The organism is Psychrobacter sp. ANT_H59 (genome assembly GCF_008369225.1).
GTDB classification, from domain to species: domain Bacteria; phylum Pseudomonadota; class Gammaproteobacteria; order Pseudomonadales; family Moraxellaceae; genus Psychrobacter; species Psychrobacter cryohalolentis.
Map to the genome: position 1 here is coordinate 159,563 of NZ_VOBE01000001.1, position 23,074 is coordinate 182,636.

The 23,074-nt window shown below is 42.0% G+C and carries 23 protein-coding genes; 13 read left to right on the top strand and 10 right to left on the bottom strand.

Features of this window, described 5'->3' with window-relative positions:
* Positions 1–16: 16 nt before the first annotated feature.
* Positions 17–820: an aspartate dehydrogenase gene (locus tag FQ083_RS00605; protein ID WP_410477349.1), complete on the bottom strand. Its 804-nt coding sequence runs from the start codon at positions 818–820 to the stop codon at positions 17–19.
* Between the two features lie 311 nt (positions 821–1,131).
* Here FQ083_RS00605 and FQ083_RS12615 point away from each other — a divergent pair, with 311 nt between their 5' ends.
* The 6 genes from FQ083_RS12615 to mtnP all read left to right on the top strand — a co-directional run bounded on the left by FQ083_RS12615 (position 1,132) and on the right by mtnP (position 5,499).
* On the top strand, positions 1,132–1,287 hold the full coding sequence (locus tag FQ083_RS12615; RefSeq protein WP_188004043.1) for a hypothetical protein: 156 nt from the start codon (positions 1,132–1,134) through the stop codon (positions 1,285–1,287).
* Between the two features lie 111 nt (positions 1,288–1,398).
* Positions 1,399–1,935, top strand: coding sequence for a peroxiredoxin-like family protein (locus FQ083_RS00610; RefSeq protein WP_149408322.1), 537 nt, complete (start codon positions 1,399–1,401; stop codon positions 1,933–1,935).
* 112 nt (positions 1,936–2,047) lie between these two features.
* Positions 2,048–2,737 carry a glutathione S-transferase family protein gene (locus FQ083_RS00615; RefSeq protein WP_149408323.1) on the top strand — a complete coding sequence of 230 codons (690 nt, stop codon included), beginning with the start codon at positions 2,048–2,050 and terminating at the stop codon, positions 2,735–2,737.
* Between the two features lie 190 nt (positions 2,738–2,927).
* Positions 2,928–3,839 carry a haloalkane dehalogenase gene (locus FQ083_RS00620; protein WP_149408324.1) on the top strand — a complete coding sequence of 304 codons (912 nt, stop codon included), beginning with the start codon at positions 2,928–2,930 and terminating at the stop codon, positions 3,837–3,839.
* Between the two features lie 245 nt (positions 3,840–4,084).
* Positions 4,085–4,558 carry a GFA family protein gene (locus FQ083_RS00625; protein ID WP_149408325.1) on the top strand — a complete coding sequence of 158 codons (474 nt, stop codon included), beginning with the start codon at positions 4,085–4,087 and terminating at the stop codon, positions 4,556–4,558.
* A gap of 47 nt (positions 4,559–4,605) precedes the next feature.
* Positions 4,606–5,499 carry an S-methyl-5'-thioadenosine phosphorylase gene (gene mtnP / locus FQ083_RS00630; RefSeq protein ID WP_149408326.1) on the top strand — a complete coding sequence of 298 codons (894 nt, stop codon included), beginning with the start codon at positions 4,606–4,608 and terminating at the stop codon, positions 5,497–5,499.
* A 130-nt stretch (positions 5,500–5,629) separates the two neighbouring features.
* Here mtnP and FQ083_RS00635 read toward each other — a convergent pair whose 3' ends face one another.
* The 5 genes from FQ083_RS00635 to arsS form a co-directional block, all read right to left on the bottom strand.
* Entirely contained in the window at positions 5,630–6,685 is a 1,056-nt protein-coding gene (locus tag FQ083_RS00635) for a methyltransferase domain-containing protein (RefSeq protein WP_149408327.1), read from the bottom strand.
* Positions 6,686–6,794: 109 nt separating this feature from the next.
* Positions 6,795–7,418 (bottom strand): TIGR04282 family arsenosugar biosynthesis glycosyltransferase, encoded by a 624-nt coding sequence (locus FQ083_RS00640; protein ID WP_149408328.1) that lies wholly within the window; start codon positions 7,416–7,418, stop codon positions 6,795–6,797.
* A 102-nt stretch (positions 7,419–7,520) separates the two neighbouring features.
* Positions 7,521–8,261 (bottom strand): TIGR04283 family arsenosugar biosynthesis glycosyltransferase, encoded by a 741-nt coding sequence (locus tag FQ083_RS00645; RefSeq protein WP_149408329.1) that lies wholly within the window; start codon positions 8,259–8,261, stop codon positions 7,521–7,523.
* A gap of 17 nt (positions 8,262–8,278) precedes the next feature.
* Positions 8,279–9,088 carry a DUF547 domain-containing protein gene (locus FQ083_RS00650; RefSeq protein ID WP_149408330.1) on the bottom strand — a complete coding sequence of 270 codons (810 nt, stop codon included), beginning with the start codon at positions 9,086–9,088 and terminating at the stop codon, positions 8,279–8,281.
* An 83-nt stretch (positions 9,089–9,171) separates the two neighbouring features.
* Complete coding sequence (arsS, locus tag FQ083_RS00655; RefSeq protein ID WP_149408331.1) at positions 9,172–10,140, bottom strand: arsenosugar biosynthesis radical SAM (seleno)protein ArsS; 969 nt, start codon at positions 10,138–10,140, stop codon at positions 9,172–9,174.
* A 670-nt stretch (positions 10,141–10,810) separates the two neighbouring features.
* On the opposite strand from arsS, the gene FQ083_RS00660 reads away from it, so the two are divergent.
* The 4 genes from FQ083_RS00660 (at position 10,811) to FQ083_RS00675 (ending at position 15,013) form a co-directional block, all read left to right on the top strand.
* The gene (locus FQ083_RS00660) at positions 10,811–12,295 is read left to right on the top strand and encodes a DUF4331 domain-containing protein (protein ID WP_149408332.1); all 1,485 of its coding nucleotides are present in this window, start codon (positions 10,811–10,813) and stop codon (positions 12,293–12,295) included.
* Between the two features lie 27 nt (positions 12,296–12,322).
* Positions 12,323–12,604 carry a hypothetical protein gene (locus tag FQ083_RS00665; protein ID WP_149408333.1) on the top strand — a complete coding sequence of 94 codons (282 nt, stop codon included), beginning with the start codon at positions 12,323–12,325 and terminating at the stop codon, positions 12,602–12,604.
* A 76-nt stretch (positions 12,605–12,680) separates the two neighbouring features.
* Positions 12,681–13,871, top strand: coding sequence for a tetratricopeptide repeat protein (locus FQ083_RS00670; protein WP_149408334.1), 1,191 nt, complete (start codon positions 12,681–12,683; stop codon positions 13,869–13,871).
* Positions 13,868–15,013, top strand: a complete 1,146-nt coding sequence (locus FQ083_RS00675; protein ID WP_149408335.1) for a HupE/UreJ family protein — start codon at positions 13,868–13,870, stop codon at positions 15,011–15,013. Before FQ083_RS00670 ends, FQ083_RS00675 begins: the two co-directional genes overlap by 4 nt.
* Positions 15,014–15,211: 198 nt before the next feature.
* Here FQ083_RS00675 and FQ083_RS00680 read toward each other — a convergent pair whose 3' ends face one another.
* The 4 genes from FQ083_RS00680 to FQ083_RS00695 all read right to left on the bottom strand — a co-directional run bounded on the left by FQ083_RS00680 (position 15,212) and on the right by FQ083_RS00695 (position 18,922).
* Entirely contained in the window at positions 15,212–15,613 is a 402-nt protein-coding gene (locus tag FQ083_RS00680; protein ID WP_149408336.1) for an ExbD/TolR family protein, read from the bottom strand.
* Between the two features lie 54 nt (positions 15,614–15,667).
* Positions 15,668–16,279 (bottom strand): MotA/TolQ/ExbB proton channel family protein, encoded by a 612-nt coding sequence (locus FQ083_RS00685; RefSeq protein ID WP_149408337.1) that lies wholly within the window; start codon positions 16,277–16,279, stop codon positions 15,668–15,670.
* 112 nt (positions 16,280–16,391) lie between these two features.
* Positions 16,392–17,357: an energy transducer TonB gene (locus FQ083_RS00690; protein ID WP_262880809.1), complete on the bottom strand. Its 966-nt coding sequence runs from the start codon at positions 17,355–17,357 to the stop codon at positions 16,392–16,394.
* Positions 17,358–17,926: 569 nt separating this feature from the next.
* The gene (locus tag FQ083_RS00695; protein ID WP_149408339.1) at positions 17,927–18,922 is read right to left on the bottom strand and encodes a phosphatase PAP2 family protein; all 996 of its coding nucleotides are present in this window, start codon (positions 18,920–18,922) and stop codon (positions 17,927–17,929) included.
* 181 nt (positions 18,923–19,103) lie between these two features.
* Between FQ083_RS00695 and FQ083_RS00700 the strand changes: the two genes are divergently transcribed.
* The 3 genes from FQ083_RS00700 to FQ083_RS00710 all read left to right on the top strand — a co-directional run bounded on the left by FQ083_RS00700 (position 19,104) and on the right by FQ083_RS00710 (position 22,961).
* A complete protein-coding gene (locus FQ083_RS00700; protein ID WP_149408340.1) occupies positions 19,104–20,822 on the top strand; it encodes a phosphoethanolamine transferase in 1,719 nt (572 codons plus the stop codon).
* 42 nt (positions 20,823–20,864) lie between these two features.
* On the top strand, positions 20,865–21,551 hold the full coding sequence (locus FQ083_RS00705; RefSeq protein ID WP_133104297.1) for a response regulator transcription factor: 687 nt from the start codon (positions 20,865–20,867) through the stop codon (positions 21,549–21,551).
* Positions 21,552–21,644: 93 nt separating this feature from the next.
* Positions 21,645–22,961, top strand: a complete 1,317-nt coding sequence (locus FQ083_RS00710) for a sensor histidine kinase (protein ID WP_149408341.1) — start codon at positions 21,645–21,647, stop codon at positions 22,959–22,961.
* Positions 22,962–23,074 lie beyond the last annotated feature (113 nt).

Sequence of the window (23,074 nt, forward strand, 5' to 3'; positions counted from 1 at the left end):
CTATTTTAATCATACTTTATATTTGTATAACCTGATCAATCTGGCAGCATAAACGCAAGGCACTAAATGCTGCTAGACTTGAGGTTTTAGGATTTTCGACCAATGGCAGTCCAGCCATGCTAATCTCAAGCTTACCGAATACCCCTTTCGCCATTATATGATGAATATTGTACTCAAGCGTTGGATCAGCAATTAACTCTACGGTTGTATCATCAAGGCCAACGCCTGCAATCGCAATCGTAGCGGCAACGTTTGAATTATCAGGGAATAAAGCAGCCGCTTCTCTAGCGGTACCCGTAAAAAACACAGTAGGTTCCACTAAATTATCGTAGTCAATAAGCCGATCTGCATGGCTTCCTTTCCAGCTCGATGGGTGCTTCTTACCTTGATAAACCACATCACTGAGTCCTGCGAAACTTGCAGCGTGTATGCCATCAATTCCAGCCACTGCACCCGCTAAGATATGAATTTTCACACCATTCGCTTCTGCAGTATCAGCAAGCGATATAGCAAACTTCTCATCAGTAAAAGCGCCGACAGATACAATCCCAAGTGGGATGCTCTTTTCCAATATTTTAATAGCATGTTCTTTGAGCCCATTCTGACCCGACATCTCAACTGCTAAATCAGGAGTTTCTATCAAATCGTCTACCGAAGTAATCACATCTATAGACTCGCCTAGTTCAGTTTTTATAATCTCTGCGCTTCTGGTGCTTACCAATACTGTTGAGAGGACAATGTTTTTAGGCAACATCTCATGTACTTTTCTTGCCATAGATCCATAGCCTATAAACATCACGTTTTTCATACTTACTCCCATTTATTACTTTTTATATTTTTTCGCTTAGGCTATATAGTCTTGTGCTATTTTCATTCATCTGCCCAAATATAGATTAAATATATTTTTTTAAAGCAATGATATTAATTGATGACATACCCTAAGACAATAACAAAACACTTTTATGCTGTTATTGGCTCTATATTCAATAGTAGCCATCATTCTGACTATGTGTTGCAAGCTGGGCTGCAAGTGGTACAGTAAAGAGGTATAGGCAATAGCTTTAAGGTAGTTTTTAGGATAGAAATTTTAATTCTATTCAAAGGGATTTTATTCAAAGGAGCTGAACACCAATGAGTATAACTAAACAGGCATCCATTCATATTCGTTGTGATGGTGAATCTACCACATTACCTTCTATTTTAAATAATGCCTATCCTATGCGCCCATACTCTTTTACTACACGCTTAGTAAACTGGATATTAGCATCTGTAGATTGGAATGATTAATTAACTTGAGTGATTACTCAAATATATCTTGAACATTTATTTTAGTCCAGTTAAGATGATCATTGCTATATAAATTACTCCTACTTATAAAACACTTCTAAAGGATAAATCATGCCATCAAATTACGCACAAAAAATTCAAGCCGGTGTCAAATTCCCCGATATAGACGTACAAATGCTAAATGGTGATATAAAGTCACTAGGTACGCCTGATAACGGTCATGACTGGAAATTGGTCGTGGTGTATCGAGGTCAACATTGTCCGATATGTACTAAATACCTCAACCAATTAGAAACCGTAAAATCGTCATTTGCTGATGCGGGTGTCGATATCATTGCAGTATCAGGTGATAGTAAAGAGCAATTAGAGATTCATTTAGAAAAATTAGATATCGACTTCCCTATTGCCTATGGTCTGACTGTTGAGCAGATGAATACGCTAGGACTTTATATCTCAGAGCCACGTTCAGAGAAAGAGACCGATCATCCCTTTGCAGAGCCTGGTGTATTTGTGATTAATGCTGATGGAGAAATTCAAATCGTTGATATCTCCAACGCACCTTTTGCTAGACCTGAACTTGAAGCCCTTGCGAATGGTTTAGCCTTTATTCGAAAAAATGACTACCCTATTCGCGGTACGCATCGTTAGGCTCACTGTAAAAAATAATCCTTAATGACTGCATGAGTCTTTAAGGATTATTTGTATTTTTCATTGCTTTTATGATTGTCAAACTAAGACCTCAACAGGATAGGATCAGGTTATGCTCAAATTTTATTTTCATCAAACCCCAAACCCGATGAAAGTAGCTGTCTATCTCGAAGAGACTGGCTTGCCGTATGAGTTGATCGCTATAGATACCTTAAAAGGCGAACAACATAGCCCTGAGTATCGCGCTATTAACCCCAATGGTAAAACCCCGGCCATCGAAGATGATGGCAAACGCGTGTTTGATTCTACTGCTATCTTGATGTATCTCTCCGAAAAAACAGGGAAATTAGCCGGTAAACCAGAAGATCGTGGCGAGATGCTGTCATGGTTGATGTTTATAGCGACAGGGTTAGGGCCGTTTTCTGGTCAATCTGTGCATTTTAGACATAAGGCACCAGAGAAAACGCCTTATGCTATCAATCGCTATCTTCGTGAAGCTGAACGTCATTATGAAGTGTTAGAGACCCACATGGAAGGTCGCGAATATCTGGTTGGCGATGAGTATTCGATTGCTGATATTTCAGCTTGGGGTTGGATTGATAAAGCAACCGTGGTATTAGGCGAAGAAGGTTTAGATAACTACCCTAACCTAAAGGGTTGGTTTGCAAATATAAGTGCCCGCCCTGCGGTCCAAAAAGCCCGAAATATTCCTAAAGACATCGAGTTTAAGACCGAGTTTGATGATGTAGCAGCACGCGCGCTATACCCTCAAAACTTTGCTAAACCCGATAAGAATACCTAACAGCCAAAGAACAACGATCAAGTTAGAGTAATAATTGGCATAGGGTAAGAGTACGGAATATGATACTCACATGATTAAGATTGGTAACGGCGATCAATTCTCATCGGGTTTTGTGGCGATCCACCCTAACTCTAAGATTCCATCAGCTGTGTAAGAATACATGCTCATTTACCCAACTCAAGGACGAGACATGAAAATACTCAGAACTCCCGATTCGCGTTTTTCAAACCTACCAGATTACAACTTTGACCCGCACTATCTAATGGTCGACGACAGCGAAGACAGTGAGCTGCGCGTGCATTATTTAGACGAAGGACCAAGGGACGCTGATCCAGTGTTACTGCTGCATGGGGAGCCTTCATGGTGTTATCTATATCGTAAAATGATTCCGATACTGACTGCAGCGGGACACCGCGTTATTGCTCCTGACCTCCCCGGTTTTGGGCGCTCAGACAAACCCACATCTCGTACTGACTATACCTACCAACGTCATGTCAACTGGATGCAATCCGTACTCGACCAATTAGATCTGAATAACATCACTCTGTTTTGTCAGGATTGGGGTGGACTGATTGGTTTGCGTTTGGTTGCAGAAAATCCAGACCGATTTGCTCGGGTAGCAGCTGGCAACACCATGCTCCCCACCGGCGACCACGATCTAGGTGAAGGTTTTCGTAAATGGCAACAATTCTCGCAGGAAACACCTCAATTTCATGTCGGAGGGACCATCAAGAGTGGTACCGTTACTGAGCTGTCACAGGCGGTGATCGACGCCTATAATGCGCCATTTCCTGATGAATCCTATAAGGAGGGCGCTAGACAGTTTCCACGGCTTGTACCCTCGACGCCGGATGATCCTGCTTCAGAAAATAACCGCGCTGCATGGATTGAGCTGAGTAAATGGACAAAGCCCTTTATCACGCTGTTCAGCGATTCTGACCCAGTGACTGCTGGTGGCGATCGCATTATGCAAAAACTCATTCCCGGCACCAAAGGTCAAGCACATACGATTGTTGCCAACGGCGGACATTTTCTTCAAGAAGACCAAGGTGAGAAAGTGGCTAAGCTTTTGGTCCAATTTATTTATGATAACCCGAGATAATTCATCATCACCCTAAGTGACTTAAAGTAAAAAATATAAAGAACTTTGCGCTATTTTCTATAATTTTTTGACAGCTTTTTGTTAGTCATGTTAAATGCTTCATTAAACCACTAGTTTATCTCTGCATCTTCTTTAGCATAGATCCTATTCGATCATGATACTGAAAGCGACTACACTAATACGCTAGGATAGTGCTATATTTCAAAACACTAAATATCCACGCCCCTACTATTAAGGACTGACCAATGAGCAGAGAATTTACCCCACAAGAAGGCTCTTGCTCCTGTTATAGCAATACTTATACGATCAATAATCAGCCCATTGGACGCTTTATCTGCCACTGCACTATTTGCCAAGAATTCACTGGCCAAGCTTATAATGATGTGACGATTTTACTTAAACCCGATGTGAGTTCATTAAACCTTATCAGAACCAAATTTCGCCGTTGGAAACTCCCACCAAATATTAGCCGCGGACTTTGTACCCGTTGCAATAAACCCAGTATAGAAATGGCGTTGGGCGGCAATCTAATATTAATACCCACAACAAATTATCCTGATGTGGCGGCACTACCCAAGCCAACTATGCATCTATTTTATAATCGCCGCACCAGCGATATAGAGGATGATTTGCCCAAGTACAACGGCTTTGTGCAAAGTCAGGCGATGATCTTGAAGGCGCTTGCTCAAGGTATGTATAAGAGAGTCAGTAAACGCTAGTAGTATTAGCTCTGATAGACTCTACCAATGATCATTTGGAACCCAATATGACTTCAACCGCAGTAGAAATTACGGTAAAAAACGCTGCCGATATCGCTATTATCGGCGGTAGCGGTCTATATCAAATGCAAGCTTTGACCAATAAGCGCAGCGTTAAAATTGAGACACCCTATGGTGAGCCATCTGATGACATCGTGCTCGGTGAACTTAATGGCGTCACAGTTGCATTCTTAACGCGACATGGTCAAGGACACAGGTTAACCCCCTCTGAGGTGCCTTATCGTGCCAACATCTATGCCTTAAAGACTTTAGGTGTACGCTATATCGTCTCAGTATCAGCGGTTGGCTCATTGCAAAAAACGCTGAAACCACTAGATATGGTCATCCCCGATCAAATGATTGATATGACTAAGCAGAGAGTAAGCACGTTCTTCGGAGATGGTGCGGTCGCCCATGTGTCAATGGCTGACCCTTTATGCCCTGAAGTAGCAGACATCTTGATGCGAGCTTATGGCAACGCAAATATTGCGGATGGGCAATGCCACGCAAAAGCGACCTATGTGTGTATCGAAGGACCTCAGTTTTCAACTCGCGCAGAATCACACTGGTATCGGCAGATGCAAGCGGACATCATCGGTATGACCAATATGCCAGAAGCTAAGCTGGCACGCGAAGCCAGTATCGCCTATGCCACATTGGCGCTAGTGACAGATTTTGATTGTTGGCATCCAAATGAGCAAGCCGTCAGTGCAGATTATGCTATACAAAATCTAATGAAAAATGCAGATAACGCGCAGCAAGTCATTAAGCAAGCCGTGGCATTAATTGCATCCGAACAGCCGAAATCTATCGCTCATACTGCTTTGACCCAAGCATTAGTCACGCCTGTTGAAGCGATGAGCGAAGAGACTAAGACAAGGCTTGCGGCATTGCTTCCGTAGAGGTTAAAACCTTAGACATTTATAATGTTCTTTCATATAAAAGAGGCCTTCAAACTATTTGAGGGCCTCTTTTATATGAAAGATAGCTTTTTGGAGAGATAGCTTTTTCAACATCATACAGGTCTTACTTTTAGCAACAGCTTCCTGAATTAACAAACGGCCCAGACACTATATCCGCTTGATGACCAAACGGTAAGATATTACCACAACCTGCAAAAATACCATAGTGGCGACTATCATCGCCAATAAAATCAAAATGCTTAGCAAAGCGTGACTCTTTTAGCATACGAAAAGTATTACCACAGACAGGGAAAACGCGGCCTGTCTCAATCGTATGATGTTTATCTAAATTAAAATGATGTGGTAGCTGGTCAATGGTTCCGTGATAAATGACTGCTTGACCGTGGTCTTCACAAGCATCTTCCAGCGTGGCAATCTTGAATAATCGATAAGTAGCGGAAAAAAACTGAATATCGCCAATCTTAGCAGCAAGTAGCGGATCGGTGATTTCAAGCGGACGATCTTCAACCAAACGCGGGTCTAAAAAATCAGCATGTCGTGCTAAGCGCTCAAAATCCTTCCAGTATAAGGCACCACTTAAACACTCTCCATAAAGGACAGGATCATTGACTAAATGCTGCGGGATACGGCGGTCTGCATAGACGTCAGAGAAGTAAAACTCACCGCCAGGCTTGAGCAAACGCTGTACACTGGCCATCACCGCTGCTTTATCAGGTGATAGGTTAATAACACAATTTGAGACAATGATATCGAAGCTATTGGGGTCTAAATTGAGCTCATCTAGCTTTTCGATGTAGCCCTTGAGAAAAGTCACATTGTCGTAGCCAAATTTATCCACATGATAATTTTGATGCTGCTTTGCAATGGCTAGTTGTTCATCTGTCATATCGACACCGACCACATGACCTGTACGTCCAACCAATTGTGCTAATGCATAGACATCACGGCCCGAACCGCAGCCCAAATCTAGGATACGGCAGCCTTCAAGTAGCGCTGGGCAGACTAATCCACAACCATAATATCGACTTAGGACCTCATCATGAATATTCGCTAACAAAGGCTTTAACCAACTTGGCATATTGCTAATATCACAGCATGCTGACGTTTTTAAATCCTCAGTACTTTGTAGCTGCTTGCCATAATAATCTTGAACAACCTCATGCATAATAACTTCCTTGTTAATAATAAAACGGCTTAAGCAACCTTATTCAGCACCCTATATCAGGGTCATCCTAAAGATAAGAAATATGAATCATATTTAAAGAACCAGCTAATCAAGAGCCTATTTTTTCAAGCCAACCTACGGGCAAATGTTTTAAATCTGCAGGCTCATCAATGTCGTGCAGTGGGTCTAATAACGCCAATGTCCAACTCAATGCTTTAATACGTTGTCGAGTCACTGCTGCCACGCTGGCAGTGCTCCACTCGATATCCGAAAATAAACTGGCATCAACTTGCTTAAATCCTAGGAGCACGTAACCACCATCTGAGGCAGGAATCATGACCGTATCAGACTGCTCTAATTGCTGCACTGCATCTTGAATACGTAATGGCGTTAAACTTGGACAATCCGTACCAATCAATACCACCTGTTTAAATTTGTATAAACCTTGCTGGCTAGCAGCTAACATGCGTAAGCCTAAGTCATCATTTGCTTGCGCTGACCACTGCAATGACTCAGGTAAACCAAGCGTCTGCCAACATAAATCAGTTGGCGCTGGACTCACGCACAGCTCGACGCTCAATCCGGTTGCTAGTGCCTGCTCAACGCTATGTAATAACAGCTGTTTTGCTATAAGTGATGCACCCTCAAGACCAAGCGCAGGCTGCAAACGTGTCTTTGCCATACCACGAGCGGGGAACTTGGCGAAGATAATAATAAGCGTGTCTGTTTGCATAGCATCTCTTGGCATAAATATTTGAATTTTTATTATTACAAGTTGAAATGGTTTGAGCGCACTCTAGGACTCTTTACGGCTAATAAGGACAATTATTAGCTACTAAGTCTTATAATAACGCTGCTTAATATTATCAGCAGAGACACCGCGCCAGTAATCAAAACGCAGATGCCACATCAAACCTATCGTGCGCCAAGTGCCATACTGTTGCCAGCGCCGTGCCGAAGTCATCACCTTGCTTCGTAGACAAGCCGGCTTACCAACAGCTTTAAGACGTTTGCAAAGTTCAATATCTTCCATAAGTGGCTGCTGAGGGTAACCACCCAGCTGCTCAAAAAGTGATTTTTTGATAAATATCGCTTGATCACCCGTTGCAATCCCACTAAATCTGGAACGCCAATTAATCATCTGACTGACTACCTTGAGCATCCATGTAGAACTTTCCAAACGTACATCAAAACGCCCCCACGCGGCTTGCCTGACGGCTGATGTAATATCGGCAATAGCGTGGTTCGGCAGCTGCGTATCCGCATGCAAAAACAACAACACATAACCCATTGCTAGCTCAGCACCTGCATTCATTTGCAGCGCACGTCCAGCGGTGGACTCTATTATTTGCCAATCAATAACCTGTTCGCTAATAACGGATGGACTACTATCTATCAAACTTTCAATCAGTTCCTTAGCAATGGCAACTGAGTTATCTGTTGAACCGCCATCCACTAGTATGACCTGATAAGGTGCTGGATTCAGATGAGCAAGATGACCCATCAATTTAGGCAAATTATCCGCTTCGTTTAATAACGGTATTACGATAGAGAGTTGGATTGGCACAGCAGTCATTTTTATTAACGCCCAATTTATTTCTTATTCAACCGCCAATCATAATTGGTATAACTGACTTTTATTTTACCCTGCTCTAAGGCCTTCACTTGAGTATTATTCATTCCTAATGCTTGACTATAACGTCCCAAAAATCCTGCAACGTCATTAGTACCGCGCCAACCCATCGTAAAATCTTCTTTATACCACTTAAAAATTGGTGATACCTCAAGCGTATTGCCCTTCAAGCGATTACGGCTGCTGTCTGCCAAAAACTTACTGGTGACTTGCTCTAACTGCTTCTCTAAGCGCTTTCCAGTAAACGCATCGTCTAGGAGCGCAGGACAACCAATACTGGCACAATTAACCGCAAAGTGAATACGCGGGTCATTATAACGCTTGGAGCCGCGAATCAGATTGTGTTCAATATCATCTAGCGAGCGTGTTTTACCCAATAGTGGAATGAAATTCTGCTTCCAAGGTGAGCTTAATACGGATCCAATATCTTTAATTGATTTGATATTTGGATACTTGGTGAGCACCAACTCCACCGTGCCTGCGTTATAGACATTGATTAAAAAGGCTAGCTGCTCATCTTTATTCCAACCGTTAAATTCAGATTGACTGACCTTACTAGTGGCAGCCATATAGCTATCTAACTTACTTTTATCTGACTGCATGCCAACATAATCAACTACCGACGCTTTGCCAGCATTGGTCATGGTTACATGTTTATCTAGCAACGTATCCCAACTGCTGTGATTAAAATCCGCATAGGCGGCTGCGCTTGATAACAAAATAGCGGTGGCAATAGTCGTTTTGACTATTAAGTTATTGAATAATGACATGGTAGTAACTCCGCTTAAATAGATAGGTTTTTGCCTATCCTAATCTCATTTATTCCAGTTTTATCTAATCTACTCTAATAAAGCTATATAGCTGACTCTTCTAAAATACCGCCGCAGCTACTGCCCTGTCCTGCCGTACACCCATAGCAATGGTCCGCAATGGCAATATCATCACCTGCAGGATTTTGTGTTAATAAATCTCGTAGATGACGGCGGGCTTTGTTTGGTACCGGAATCTCAAGCTGCTGGTTGAAATCGCAATCAAATAACTCACCCAGCCAATTTACACTGATAGTCGAGCGACACATCACTTCGGTTAAATTGGAAGCCACATAATTGGCTTTGAGTAAATCCATATAAGGATGGAACTGTTTTTTAGCCAATAGAACCGCACCAAAGCGCTGAATAGGCATATTGGTTAACGCAAATAGCTGATTAAACTCAATATCGAAGTGCGCTTTTAACTCGCGCTTATAATCCGCTTCTAGCTGCTGCTGATTGGGTGGTAGTGTCGCCCCTTGTGGGTTATACACAAGATTCAATGTCAAATTCGAACCAGATTTACCATAACCTAAAGCATTAAGCTTGTGTAGTCCTAAGATACTGTCATCAAACGCCCCTTTGCCGCGCTGCTTGTCTACGTTTTCTAATGAGTAACAAGGAAGCGAAGCAACAACCTCAACCTCATTGTCCGCCAAGAACTGCGCCATATCCTCATAACCTTCTACCATCAGAATCGTCAGATTGCAGCGGTCAATCACTTTGACACCCAGCGCTCGTGCCGCTTTAACCAAGTACTTAAAGTCTTCATGCATTTCAGGCGCGCCACCAGTTAAATCCAGTGTATCGATATTTTGTGCTTGTAAAATTTGTGGAATTAGCTCAACCAGCTCACGTGACATCATCTCTGTACGGTACGGACTGGCGGCAACATGACAATGCACACAGGACATATTGCATAAGTAACCCATATTCACTTGCAAGATTTTAAGCTCTCGCCTTTTAATATTAGGAAAATCAGTATCTTCGAGTAATTCAATGGTAGATTTCATAGTGGTATAGAATCCAGGTGTCAGTCTTCTTGATTATAAATGGACATCATTAAATTTTTGGTATAGATAGTGTTTGTCTTATAAATCTACTGCTTGTATAAAGCTAATCTAATTAGTAATACCTTATTTTTTCTGATGCATTGCCATTAATCTTAGATTATTGAACATTTATAATGTTAGCTATATATAAGGACAAGATGAAGCTGCGATATTTTCAAAACTTTGAACGACTTAAAAGCGTGTGCCATTCTCTCCTGAATAATGAGCCTTTTTTAACAGCTTATTATTCCATTATCCTTGCTTTTCTTGCGCTAATATTCCATTTATTTCCCTTATGTTTTTAAGTAAATACCTTTATAAGTGATTTAAAAACGCTCTTGTAACAGAAAAACAACACTTATCCCAATAAATCCGATGAACGTTACGATAAACCCGATGAGTGCCATAATAAAATTCTTGCTTAAGCATATAGTTTCGTTTAACTTATTCAGAGGATAGTTTAGATATATTTATATATGGATTATATATAATAAAAATTTAAATTGTCTCAGGAACCTCTCGGAAATATTTCAAAATCAACCATTTAGAAATGCAATATCCAAATATATACCGTCTATATATTTATGATTTAAATACCCCTTAGCCCTCAAGTTTTTCTACAAGGATTCGTATGAAATACACTATACACGCTCTATTAGCAGCGATGGCTTTATGCGCAAGTGCAAGCGCTGTAGCCTCTAGTCACCGTGAAGCGCCCTCAATCACCAAAACGCCTAAAGTCGATGCCACTGACCTTTATATGTTTAACAGCTATGAGAGTGGCCGAGCAGATTACGTCACCATCATTGCTAACTATTTACCACTGCAAGATGCCTATGGCGGGCCTAATTATTTTTCGTTAGATGATGATGCTCTATATGAGATCCACATTGATAACAACGGTGATGCGGTCGAAGACGTCACCTTCCAATTTGACTTTAAACAAACACTAAATAGTATCGAGATTGACTCAGATGGTAATGCCTCGACGCCAAATGTTGCGATACCCTTATCTAATGCAGGCGATGCCTCAAACCCAGCTAACGTGCAAACCAGTGAAAGCTATGGTGTGACGATGGTTAAAGGTGATCGCCGCAGCGGCGCGCGTACACCACTGGGGAATTTTAACAAGCCATTTGATTACATCGGCACCAAGTCTTTTGCAGACTATCCAGGTTATGCAAGAGGCTTTATTCAACCGTTAAACTTGGGCACTTGTGGGGCTGGCAAGGTCTTTGTCGGTCAACGTGCTGAAAGCTTTGCCATTGATTTAGGCAAAGTATTCGATTTGATTAACCTAAACCCATTAGGTCCACGTGACGGCGGGACAAACGTGTTAGCAGATAAGAATATTACCTCTATTGCAATGGAGATACCTAAAGCTTGTCTCGTTAACGCAGCCCAAGTAGATTTAGGCAATAATAAGAGAGGTGTTGATCCTGTGATTGGCGCTTGGACGACTGCCAGTGTTCGTCAGGCTACCTTAGTCAATCCTTCACCTGCTTCTGGTATCAGTACCACCGCTAAGAAAGGTGGTGCATGGACTCAAGTTTCAAGATTGGGTATGCCGCTAGTCAATGAGGTCGTTATTGGTCTTAAAGACAAAGACAAATTTAACGCCTCAGAGCCAAAAGATGACGTGGCTAATTTCAAGAATTATGTGTTCTATCCTACGCTACCTGCCTTGATTCAAAAACTGTATCCAAGTGCACCAGCTCCTACTAACTTCCCGCGTCAAGATCTAGTGACTGCGTTCCTAACGGGCGTTCCTACTATCAACAAACCAGCTAACAAAGCTTTAGTCCCAGCTGATATGTTACGCTTAAATACCACGACACCTACTGTAGTAGCGGCAAGTCAAAATGACTTAGGTGTTATTGGTGGTGATACAGCAGGTTTCCCGAATGGTAGACGACCTGGTGATGATGTAACTGATGTATCGTTAAGAGTAGCAATGGGCGTCCTATGTCATGCTGGACTACCTCCAGAAGCTACTTGTGTCCCTGCTGATGCGAAAGCTGGTACAGCGCCATTTACTGATGGAGTCGTAAAATCTGCTACTGCTTTTGACTCAGTCTTTCCTTATCTAAAAACCCCTAATGCAGGCAGTCGCTAAGCTGAATCTAACCTAAGGAGAAACACCATGCGCTATGTACTTTTAGCGATATTGGTTACCGGATCGGCTGCTCTTACTGGCTGTTTCGGTGATAACGACAACAAGAACTTTGAGACAGGAAATCAGGGCAATCCCAATGTAGCAGCAGATCAAGCGAAGGCAAATCTAGCAGTCGAGAGAGTCTCTACCGTGATCAACGCCAGTAAGGATGTAAATACCGACGAACCGCAAGATATTGATCGGATTATCCTTCCCGAAGCCAATCTAGCAGAGCCTGTTGCGGTAACAGGTGCCAACGCCTCGTTGTAATCTGACGTGATATAAACCTGACACCTGATCAAACTCTTGATCAGGTGTTTCTTTATGTTTTGAGCTGAGAGATCTTATGAACTGGATTAAGCCCTTTATTGGACTACTACCGTTATTACTTATCGGCAGCCCCCTTCTTCATGCTGCACCCTTTATTCCAAAAAGCGACCAACAAATTCTTGAGACCTTACCCACCGATTCACCGCCGCCGCGCTACTCAAACTCAGACAGCTTTTTGTCTAGTGCGAGCACAGCCAGTCCTGAGCAAACCAGTCAGCTTTTAGAGCGCGCTTACTTACAGGGTGATCCACGTGCGCTGGGTCAAGCCCGAGCGCAGCTGGATCAAATAAAGGATCCGGATGTAGAAACCCTCATGTTACGAGCACGAGCATTGCAGGCAGATCACAAGTTCTCCGAAGCAAAAGCACAGCTAAAGCAGATATTAAGTAAAGATCCTGCTCATGCAGATGCGCTGTTGACACTCTCTTCTCTGCTTGTCGTACAAGGTCAGTTTGAGGAGGCAATAAGCTACTGTACAAAGCTCGATGATGCTTCTCTACGTGTCTATCAATTGGCATGTATGGCTCAAGTGCAGAGCATGACCGGTCAACTGACGCAAGCAAAGCAAACCCTGAATGGGCTCGCCAATCTTGCGCCCGGACTCGATGCATCGACCGCACGCTGGATTTACCTTATTCAGGCAGACGCTGCACTGCGTAGCAAGGATGTTGCGCTTGCTACTCAAGTCTTTAGTGTGATGGACACTCAAACTGTACCCGCACTCATGGCACGCGCTGATTGGCTATTAAAACAAGGAGACTATGAAAAAACGCGGCTATTGCTTCAGGATCATACTGACAAAGACGCGCTATTGCTAAAGCTCATCACGGCTCAAATTCAACTGGGGGATCCTAACGCTCAGCAAAACTTAGGACTTATGAAAGAACGCATCGATGTATGGAAGATACGTGAGGAAAATGCCCACATGCGTGAACAGGCTACTTATGCCCTACTTGCTAACCAAATTAACCCAGCGCTGCAATTGGCTCGCGAAAACTGGCAACAACAGCGCGAAACGGCTGACATCGTGATCTATGCGACAGCAGCCATCAAAGCCGGTAGCAAAAAAGACATTGAGCTATTGCGCCAGTTTATGACAGACACACAATTTGAATACCCGGCACTTGAGCGCGACCTACGCTTAGGTAAAATCAACAGTTCAAGCAAGCAAGTAAGTAAGTACGTAAGCAAGGAGACAACTTCATGAGCGCATTTATCAGGCTCATTTGGAGTCACACTTATCGTTATCTGACTTTATTCTTATTGGTGCTGACGTCTACGGCACTACAAGCACATGAATCTAGTACGGCTTACTTAAACTTAGAGCCCCTGAGCTCGTCGAGTACAGCAGATACTGCTTATAAGGCTAAGTACGAGCTATCGCTTCGAGACTTAGCTTTGCTGATAGATATAGACTCAAACCAAGACAGTCAAGTAAGTTGGGCAGAGGTCAAATCACAGACGACGCTTATAGAACAGCTTATTGCTGCTCAGGTAACATTAGCAGCGGGCGATCAATCCTGTCAAACCACAAACTTTGCGCCACTAGCGATTAATACGCGTGGTGGCTTTAATTACTTACATACCGAATTTGAGTTGGGCTGCGCTGCTCCTATCTCAGAGCTTAACTATCAAGTTCTGGCAGGTATCGATGCTAACCACCGCTTGATACTGACGCAAGCTGGTAGCGAATTACCGGTTCAAGTATTGACTGTTGGACAAACTTCATTAGGTGCCGGGACAGACTCTGGCTGGCTCTCTACGGCGACAAACTTTTTGAAAAGTGGGATACACCACTTGCTGATCGGCTGGGATCATCTATTGTTTTTGTTTGTCCTTTTAATACCAGCAGTTTACGTGCGTAAGCAAAAACAATTGGTTGCCGTTGCCAAGCCGCGAGCTGCATTACTTGAGGTATTTTGGATTGCAACGTCCTTTACGCTTGCGCACTCAATTACCTTGAGCCTAGCTGCTCTTGGTATCGTTAGTATACCTGCCCGCTTTATCGAATCTTTAATTGCTCTGTCCATCGCATTCGCTGCGTTAAACAATCTGGTACCAATGTTACGAGTGCGAGCCGTCTATCTGGCCTTTGTTTTTGGTCTGATTCACGGGTTTGGCTTTGCCAACGTGCTCGTAGATTTGCCACTAGCAACAAGTGAGCGCGTATTAGCATTATTAAGCTTCAATATAGGGATTGAGCTAGGACAACTAGTATTCATTGCCATAGTATTTCCGATCGCGCTGTTATTACGTCATACGCGTTTTTATAAATCGGTTATATTTTATGCTGGCTCTTTTGTTAGTATCGCCATTGCATTGTGGTGGTTTTTTGAACGAATAACGTGATTAAAACGTTAAAATACATATAGGTTGTTCAACATAACATCGATACGTTATTGAATAATTTCGACTAGTTTTACAGTGATTCCACTATGTTTGCTTTTATCATAAACACGGTTTAAGACATTAAAGAAGGGGCTAAGATTAATAATCTTAGCCCCTTCTTAATTTCAAGAGGAAATTTTGTATTCTATAAATGGCTATTTATTCAGTGACAAAAGCAACCTTAGTCAAACCCGCAGTACTGGCAGCAGCCAGCACTTGCGCCACCATATCATAACGGGTGTCTTGATCTGCCCGCAGATGAATATTCGGATTAGCACCGTCTTTTGACGCTTCTTCAAGCCGCAATTGCAATTGCGCTAACGTCAGCGCTTCCTCATCCAAAAATAGACCATTGTCTTTATCAATGCTTATTTGCAATATCTCATCAGGCAAGCCGCTTACTGTGGCATTGGTATCAGGCAGATCCAGTGGTACGGTTGGATTCATCACCGTGGCTGTGACCAAAAAGATAATCATCAGTACCAGCATAATATCAATGAGCGGAATGAGATTCATCTCGCTCATACCTTGGGTCTCTTCATCACCTAGATGGAATGCCATACCTGCCTCCTTATTTTTCTTTATTCGTCAGTTTATCGAATGAATAGCCACTGTCTATACTTTGGCACCAGTTGCTTCAACGAGAGTTGCTTTGCTATTTGCTAGCATACTCGGCCGCATTGACTCGCCTAATAGACCATGCGCAATGTCATTGGCTCTATACAAGATTCGGCGATTCATACGCGTAATGACGTTATAGAAAATCACCGCAGGAATCGCGACCGCAAGACCTAGACCAGTCATAATAAGCGCTTCACCTACTGGGCCCGCTACTTGGGCAAGTCCTGCCTGCCCACTATCACCAATACTACGTAGCGCATGGAATATGCCCCACACTGTCCCAAATAGCCCAATAAAGGGGGCAATAGCAGCAGTCGTACCGAGCAGTGGTAACCCTTGCTCGCTTTGATAACGATATCGACCAATCTGCTGTAATAACATCTGTTCGGTGAGAAGCCTGCGCTCTTCTGGGCTAGCTTGCAAAGTGGGCGGTATCTGATTGTGTATTTGCTGAGATAAGTCAACGACGACGGTTTTAGCCAACTGATGGCTATAGTACAATCGTAAAATCCCTGTCACCCAAGACACAATCGACAAAGCAAATAATGCGAAAAACAAACTCTTAGTAATGATATCTGTATATTGCCAATAATCTGTAAAATCCATATAGGCTCCTAAAAGCAGTTAAGTAGCTAGTGAGGCTGACAATACATTTTTTATGAACACATTCTTCATATAGTCGGTTTAATCAAAAAAGGAAAACGAGCTATTACTTAGATTAAGGTCGCTCATATATTAATGACATCGGTACAATGCCATTAACAGGTCGCTCATTTTGTTGGAACGGTTTAAGTTGTCCTGCTCTGACTTGAGTCATCGCTGCAATATCAACAATCTTATTACCCGATGATTCGAGCAATTGCACATCCGTAATGTAGCCGCTTTTATCGACATGAAGCTCCAATAATACAGTGAAGATATCGCCTGATTGACTAGTCACTTCACGCCAAATCGCCGACGGTAGGTCTGTTTCAGGTTTCTTCTGATCAAGCCAGCTGGCTTGCTCCTCCAAAAAGTCAACTGCCTCATCATTGAGATTAAGCTGTTTTCGTTTCTCATTACTCTTGCCAGCCTGCGCTTGCAGCAGCTCTTGCCCTGCGCGTTTTCTACCTTCTTGCCACTGACGTGCTTGATCACGATTGAATTGTGCTGTCACCGATCGGATTAACGACGCTATATCTATTTCTTCTTCAGCCTTAATCCTAACTGTTTTTCTCGTCTCTTTTATGACCAGCCCTTGCGTTGACATATCTGTTGATTCAGGGCTGACCTGTTCTGTCATCGCTTGAACCAAGGCTACAAGATCCTGTTCTTCTTCCGTCATTTTTTTGGCAATTTCTTCCGATTCTTTGGTCGTATTTTTCTGTACCAAGACTGGCAGTTGAGTTTCTTTTGTTATCTTAGTCTTTTCTGGATTTGACTGATTTTTTATTGGATCAGAACTTAAAGGTTTGATAGAATTTAGCGGTTTACTAAAGGTTGGCTTTGACACAGCATTTACTGACTTAGCTTCTACCTGTTTAGTATCTGATAGTTCAGCAGATTTTTTCTCTGATTGCGGCAGTCGTTGATGAACAGAGTTAGATTTTGTAAGGATATTTTCGGCACGACGTTCTGCAGTAGCCGCTGCGGATGATTTTGGCAATGTCACTAGCTCTAATTGGATTGCCTGAGGCTTAGCCACTTTAGCCTCCAAAATTTCAGGGCTATCCATAGATATCACAGCCCATACAGTAAGACCGTGTAATATAATCACAAAGATAGTTATCCAAGCACTGATAGAGCCGCTGAGACGGGTAAATGGATTTAGTATCATGATGATTTATTAGGCAGCCTATTAGAAATAGCAGTTGAATAATTGTCCATCAACGATAGCAAATATTTGCCTATAAGCGTCAGATTATATAGTAATTTTTATGGAGTGCTGAAGTAGCTTATTGTGCTTACAGTAATGAATGTATCTATTGCAAGAGCAGGACTGATATTACAGCCGGCTTTCATTATTAGTGAGGCGCTTATGAGTGACAAACTGGTCGCAGTGTTGCTAAAAATTGCACTGAGGCTTTGGGTTTATATGTAGTTTATGCCCACATTAAACTGCTACCACAGAAGGTAAGACGCTTTATTAATTTTATGAACGGGTATTATGGTTCACCACTGTACTGGGACAAGCCTATGACTAAAAACTAGCCATCATTATTAATGTTAAATATGAACGATACTATTTTTTTGGCGTTAATACCTTGAATTTACTTAGATTAACAATGGCAACTGATAAAATTCAGCATATATCGAGGTGCCGATCAGTACACATACAATATTGAGCCAGACCAGACGAACCTGAGTAACTGACCAACTTATCTGCCAATCAATTTTGTCACGCGTCCTTAGCCACTCTGTCACACTAATCGCTACTGTTAGCCATAATGCGCCTACCAAATAACCTCCCAGTACATCGCTCAAATAATGCTCATTCAGCAAAATCCTGCTTAATCCTACCAACAGTGAGAAAAAGACAGTAATCACAGCTATCCGAACTTGCGTGGCAAAGTTGCGACTAAAACGAATAGCCATGTAAGCCAAGAATCCATATAACGCAACCGTAACCGTCGCATGTCCACTGGGAAAAGAATCTGTCTGCTCAAACAATAAAATATCTACTGGTCGCGTGCGATGAAATAATAGTTTACTAAGGAAAGTAAATATCGTACTTCCTAAAGTGGCTATTAAGAACCCTACCAATATATAGGGTTGGCGAATCACCCAGCATAGGATACAGACTAGCAATACAATTAAACAGGTCGTTGCAGTAGAGGCAAAGCTAGTAATAAAAATAAAAAGCTTCACTACAGGCGACTCACTCAGCATACTCATCTGCTGTGACACGAAAAAATCCGTTGCCACAATAGCATCTGACGTAACCACATCTTCAACCAAACCAAAAAACAAAGCTAAGATATAACCCATGACTAAAAATAAAACCGTCAGAGGCAATCCATAAAAGTGCTGTACAGTGAGCCTTTGCAACGAAGCATGATACAGTTTTGGATAGTTATTTTTTAAGCGAGTGAGTTGTTTGCTTTTTCCAAAATATTGTTCGAGCACCGTCCAATATGTCGGCACCTGATTCAGTACCTTCTGACCATAGCGAATTATCACATACTGTAAAACCCATAAAACAACCACCACTAATAGAATAAAGACTCCTAAAAGGAACAACTGCTGATTTTTTTGGATGAGCGTAATCATGAATGAGAAGTCTCTTTTACAGCCGTTTTTGTGAGTATTTCATGAGTTTTTAGAGTATCAGATACAATCTGTATCTTCATTAGCTATTATGCATTTAATCTAGGCTTCTTAACATCTTCTTAACAGGGTAATTGCTACCTTAGAGAATAAAATTTATCTCACTCTATTAAGAAGTCTGTGTATGTCAAAACACTTAATTACCGATCTAGCCATTGCAGAAACCCATAATATAAGTCTTGCTAAAAATAATAATGCAACCTTCGATAAAAATAAATTTTATCATCGTGAAGTCAATCTTACTTATCTGATTATAGTGGTTACGCTCTATCTCGTTGCTACTGCAAATATTGGCTTCTTTAAACAAGTATTAACGATCTATCCGTTTGCTGATAACATTGGTTTTATCGTTTCTCTGACTGGCTTACTGTTTGGGCTGATGTGGTTATTGTTTCAGCTATTATGTTATCGACCGACGGCAAAAGTAGTGCTTATTGCTATGGTGCTGATTGCGGCAGTATGTGGTTACTTCACCGATGCTTATGGAACGATATTTGACACTGGCATGTTGGTTAACAGCTTGCAGACAGACCAAGCAGAAGCGATGGGTTTGATAGCACCAAGCTTTATTGTTCGACTGCTACTATTGGGTGTGCTACCTGCTTTCTTAATTAGTAAGATTCGTATAAAGCGTTTGTCTATAGTTCGCTCAATCGTGCAAAAGGCAATCACCTTGATAACGTCTATTGCGATAATAGCGGTTTGCCTATTACCATTTGGAGATCAATACGCCAGCTTTTTCCGCCAGCATAAAATAGTGCGTAGTTATACCAATCCTATTACCCCTGTTTATTCTGTTATCAAACTCGGTACCGATTACGTCGATGAGCTACGCCGCCCCGATACCTTGATACTGCATGCGCCAGATGCAAAGCGTACCGCAGCCGTCAGTAGCACAACGAAACCTAAACTGATGGTTTTCGTAGTCGGTGAAACGGTTCGCGCTGACCATATTGGTTTGAATGGCTATAAACGCGATACGATGCCGTTACTTGCCAGCCAGCCGGATACCTATAGCTACAACCATGCGACCTCTTGTGGTACGTCAACTGCTTATTCAGTACCTTGCATGTTCAGTTATGCAAACCGAAGCGATTACGACGTTGACACTGCTGAATATAATGAAAACGTGCTTGATACCCTCAACAAACAAGGCGTTAATGTTATCTGGCGGGACAATAACTCTAGCTCTAAAGGCGTGGCAGATCGAGTCACCGTTGAGGACTATAAAACGCCTAAGCTAAATCCTAATTGTGATATTGAATGTCGTGATATTGGCATGTTGGACGGTTTTGATACTTTAGTTAAGTCGGACACAGGGGTCAAGACTACTGCGAAGCCACAAGATACACTGATTTTATTACATCAAATGGGCAATCACGGTCCTGCTTATTACCAACGTTATCCCAAGGAATTTGAAGAATACAAGCCAGTCTGTATGACCAACGAGTTATCTAAGTGTGATGCTCAATCCGTTATAAATGGTTATGACAATGCGATTCGCTATACCGATTACTTTTTAAATGCCGTTATAGATACGCTAAAACCCTATGAGCAAGACTATGATGTGGTGATGGTATATATTAGTGACCATGGGGAAAGTCTGGGTGAAAACAATGTATATTTACATGGTCTGCCGTACGGTATTGCGCCGAATGCGCAAAAACAGGTGCCAGTCATTATTTGGTCACCTAAAAACAATGGCATTAATCCTAAGAGTCTGTCTAATATGACCAATCAGCCAGTGTCACATGATTTTATTACGCCAACCTTATTGCATTTTTTTGGTATCACTACTCAAGAAGTAGCGTCAGAACCCACCTTTTTTAAGACTACCCATTAAACTTTTTTATTCAATTCACGCTTTTTGTAGATAGTAGCCATTATGTATAAGATACTTATTATTGAAGACAATCCTGATATCGTAGCCAATATCTATGCTTTTTTTGAGCCAAAAGGTTTCGAGTTGGACAATGCCCATAATGGTCTGAGTGGCTTAGCACTGGCATCAAGCAATCGCTACGATGTTATATTGCTCGACGTGATGCTTCCCGGTATGGATGGTACTAAGCTGTGCAAAACGCTTAGAGAAGAGCTGCATGATAAGACGCCCGTATTGATGCTGACCGCGCGTGATACTGTTTTAGATAAGGTTGCAGGGTTTGATAGTGGTGCGGATGATTATTTGGTCAAACCTTTCTCATTGGTTGAATTAGAAGCTCGCATCAAAGCATTAATACGCCGCCATCAAGATGAACATTTTCAGCACAATATAGAAGTTGGCAAGCTGTCTCTAAATACTGAGGAACACAGTATCAAACGAGAAGACAAACCATTAAAACTAACCCCAACGGGATTCAAAATCTTACACACTCTGATGATTGCCTCGCCTCGGGTAGTCAGTAAAACTGAGCTTGAGGAAAAAGTATGGGGACAAGATGTGCCAAGTAGTGATGCGCTTCGCACCCATTTGCATAGTGTACGTGCGCAAGTTGATAAACCGTTTGATAAAGTCATGATAGTAACAATGGCTGGTGTTGGTTACCAAATTATTGACCCAGATAAAGTTTGAAAATTCATAATACAATTTAAAGATTGAAGTTTACTATAAGTAGTTACGCCTGTACCTCCCTATATATTACCTGACTCTAAATAAGCACCTGCCATGTTCACTATAGAATCCATCGCTAATAAGTTTCGAATCTCCTATTTGTTATTTGCCTTACTGCTTTGCACAACGTTCGTCAGTATTTTTATGTACGCTGAGATGCGAATCGAACAGGACTTAGTGAAAGGACGTCTTTTACAACAGCTGCAACTTAGTCAAGAAAAAGAAGGTGAACAGGCGGCTTATACAGCAAATCCTGGTATCAAAATTTATCGTTATGACAGTGCGCCTGAAAATTTAAAAGCGATAGCAAACGGAACTGTTCAAGAGATGCAGGTAACCGTGAACAATCAAAGGGGCAACACTGAAACGAATCTTCATTTTTTTGCCCATCAACAAAATGAGCAAAAATATATTTTGACCTACTTAGAAGGGTCCGAGATGGTGATGGAAAACTATCCTGTTTTAGCCATCTTCGAAGAGTTAGAGGATATATTTGCAGATGCACTAAAAATTGCGGTTGTTTTGAGTTTGCTCATTGCAGCGCTATTCTCTTACTTATCCTCTAAGCAAATCATTAAGCCTTTACTAGATTTAAAGCAAGCCGTAGAAACCGATCATCAAAACCTCACCGACTTAACCCATCTACCCTCAGAAGTTGGGGTATTAGCACGCGCTATCGATGAAAAAAATCATAAACTAGAGCAATATCTAAAACGCGAGCAGCTATTTACTGGCGATGTCAGTCATGAATTGCGCACACCGTTGACCATTATCATGGGTGCATCAGAGGTATTAGCCTCACAACTTGAAGAGCACAGTCGCCTAAGCGAATTCGCCAACCGTATTAGTACGACCGCCAAAGAAACCTCTGAAATCATCAGCGCTTTATTACTATTATCGCGCGCGCCTGAACAGCTGGACACACCGCAAACCTCTATCAACACCATCGCCCTTAATGAAGTGACACGCTTAACATATTTGCTCCGCCATAAACCGGTAACTTGTAAAGTAGTCGCTGAGCAAGATTACATAGCAAATGTCCGCCCTGAGCTGCTAAAAATGGCATTGGGTAATTTAATAAAAAATGCGTTTCAATACACAGATGATGGTGAAGTCATTGTCACTATCGATGCTGAAAAAATTACGGTGACTGATACTGGTCTTGGTATTCCCGAAATTATGATGCCTTTACTCTATGAGAGATTTGAGCGTCTGAATGACATAAATACCAGCGATCAGGTAGAAGGTAGCGGTTTGGGTCTTAGCATTGTGCAACGTATCATGACTCATATGGACTGGGAGCTTATGCACCAAGACAATGCTACAGGTGGTAGTACATTTAGCATTTATTATAATAAATGCCGTATATAAGTCTTCACTGTATTTCATGAATCAACCAATCAATATTGTCTTAACGTTTTCTTAATATCCCCTGTTTTATACTGTTTTCATAAGAACAGTATGCTAATTTTTTGTTTGATTAT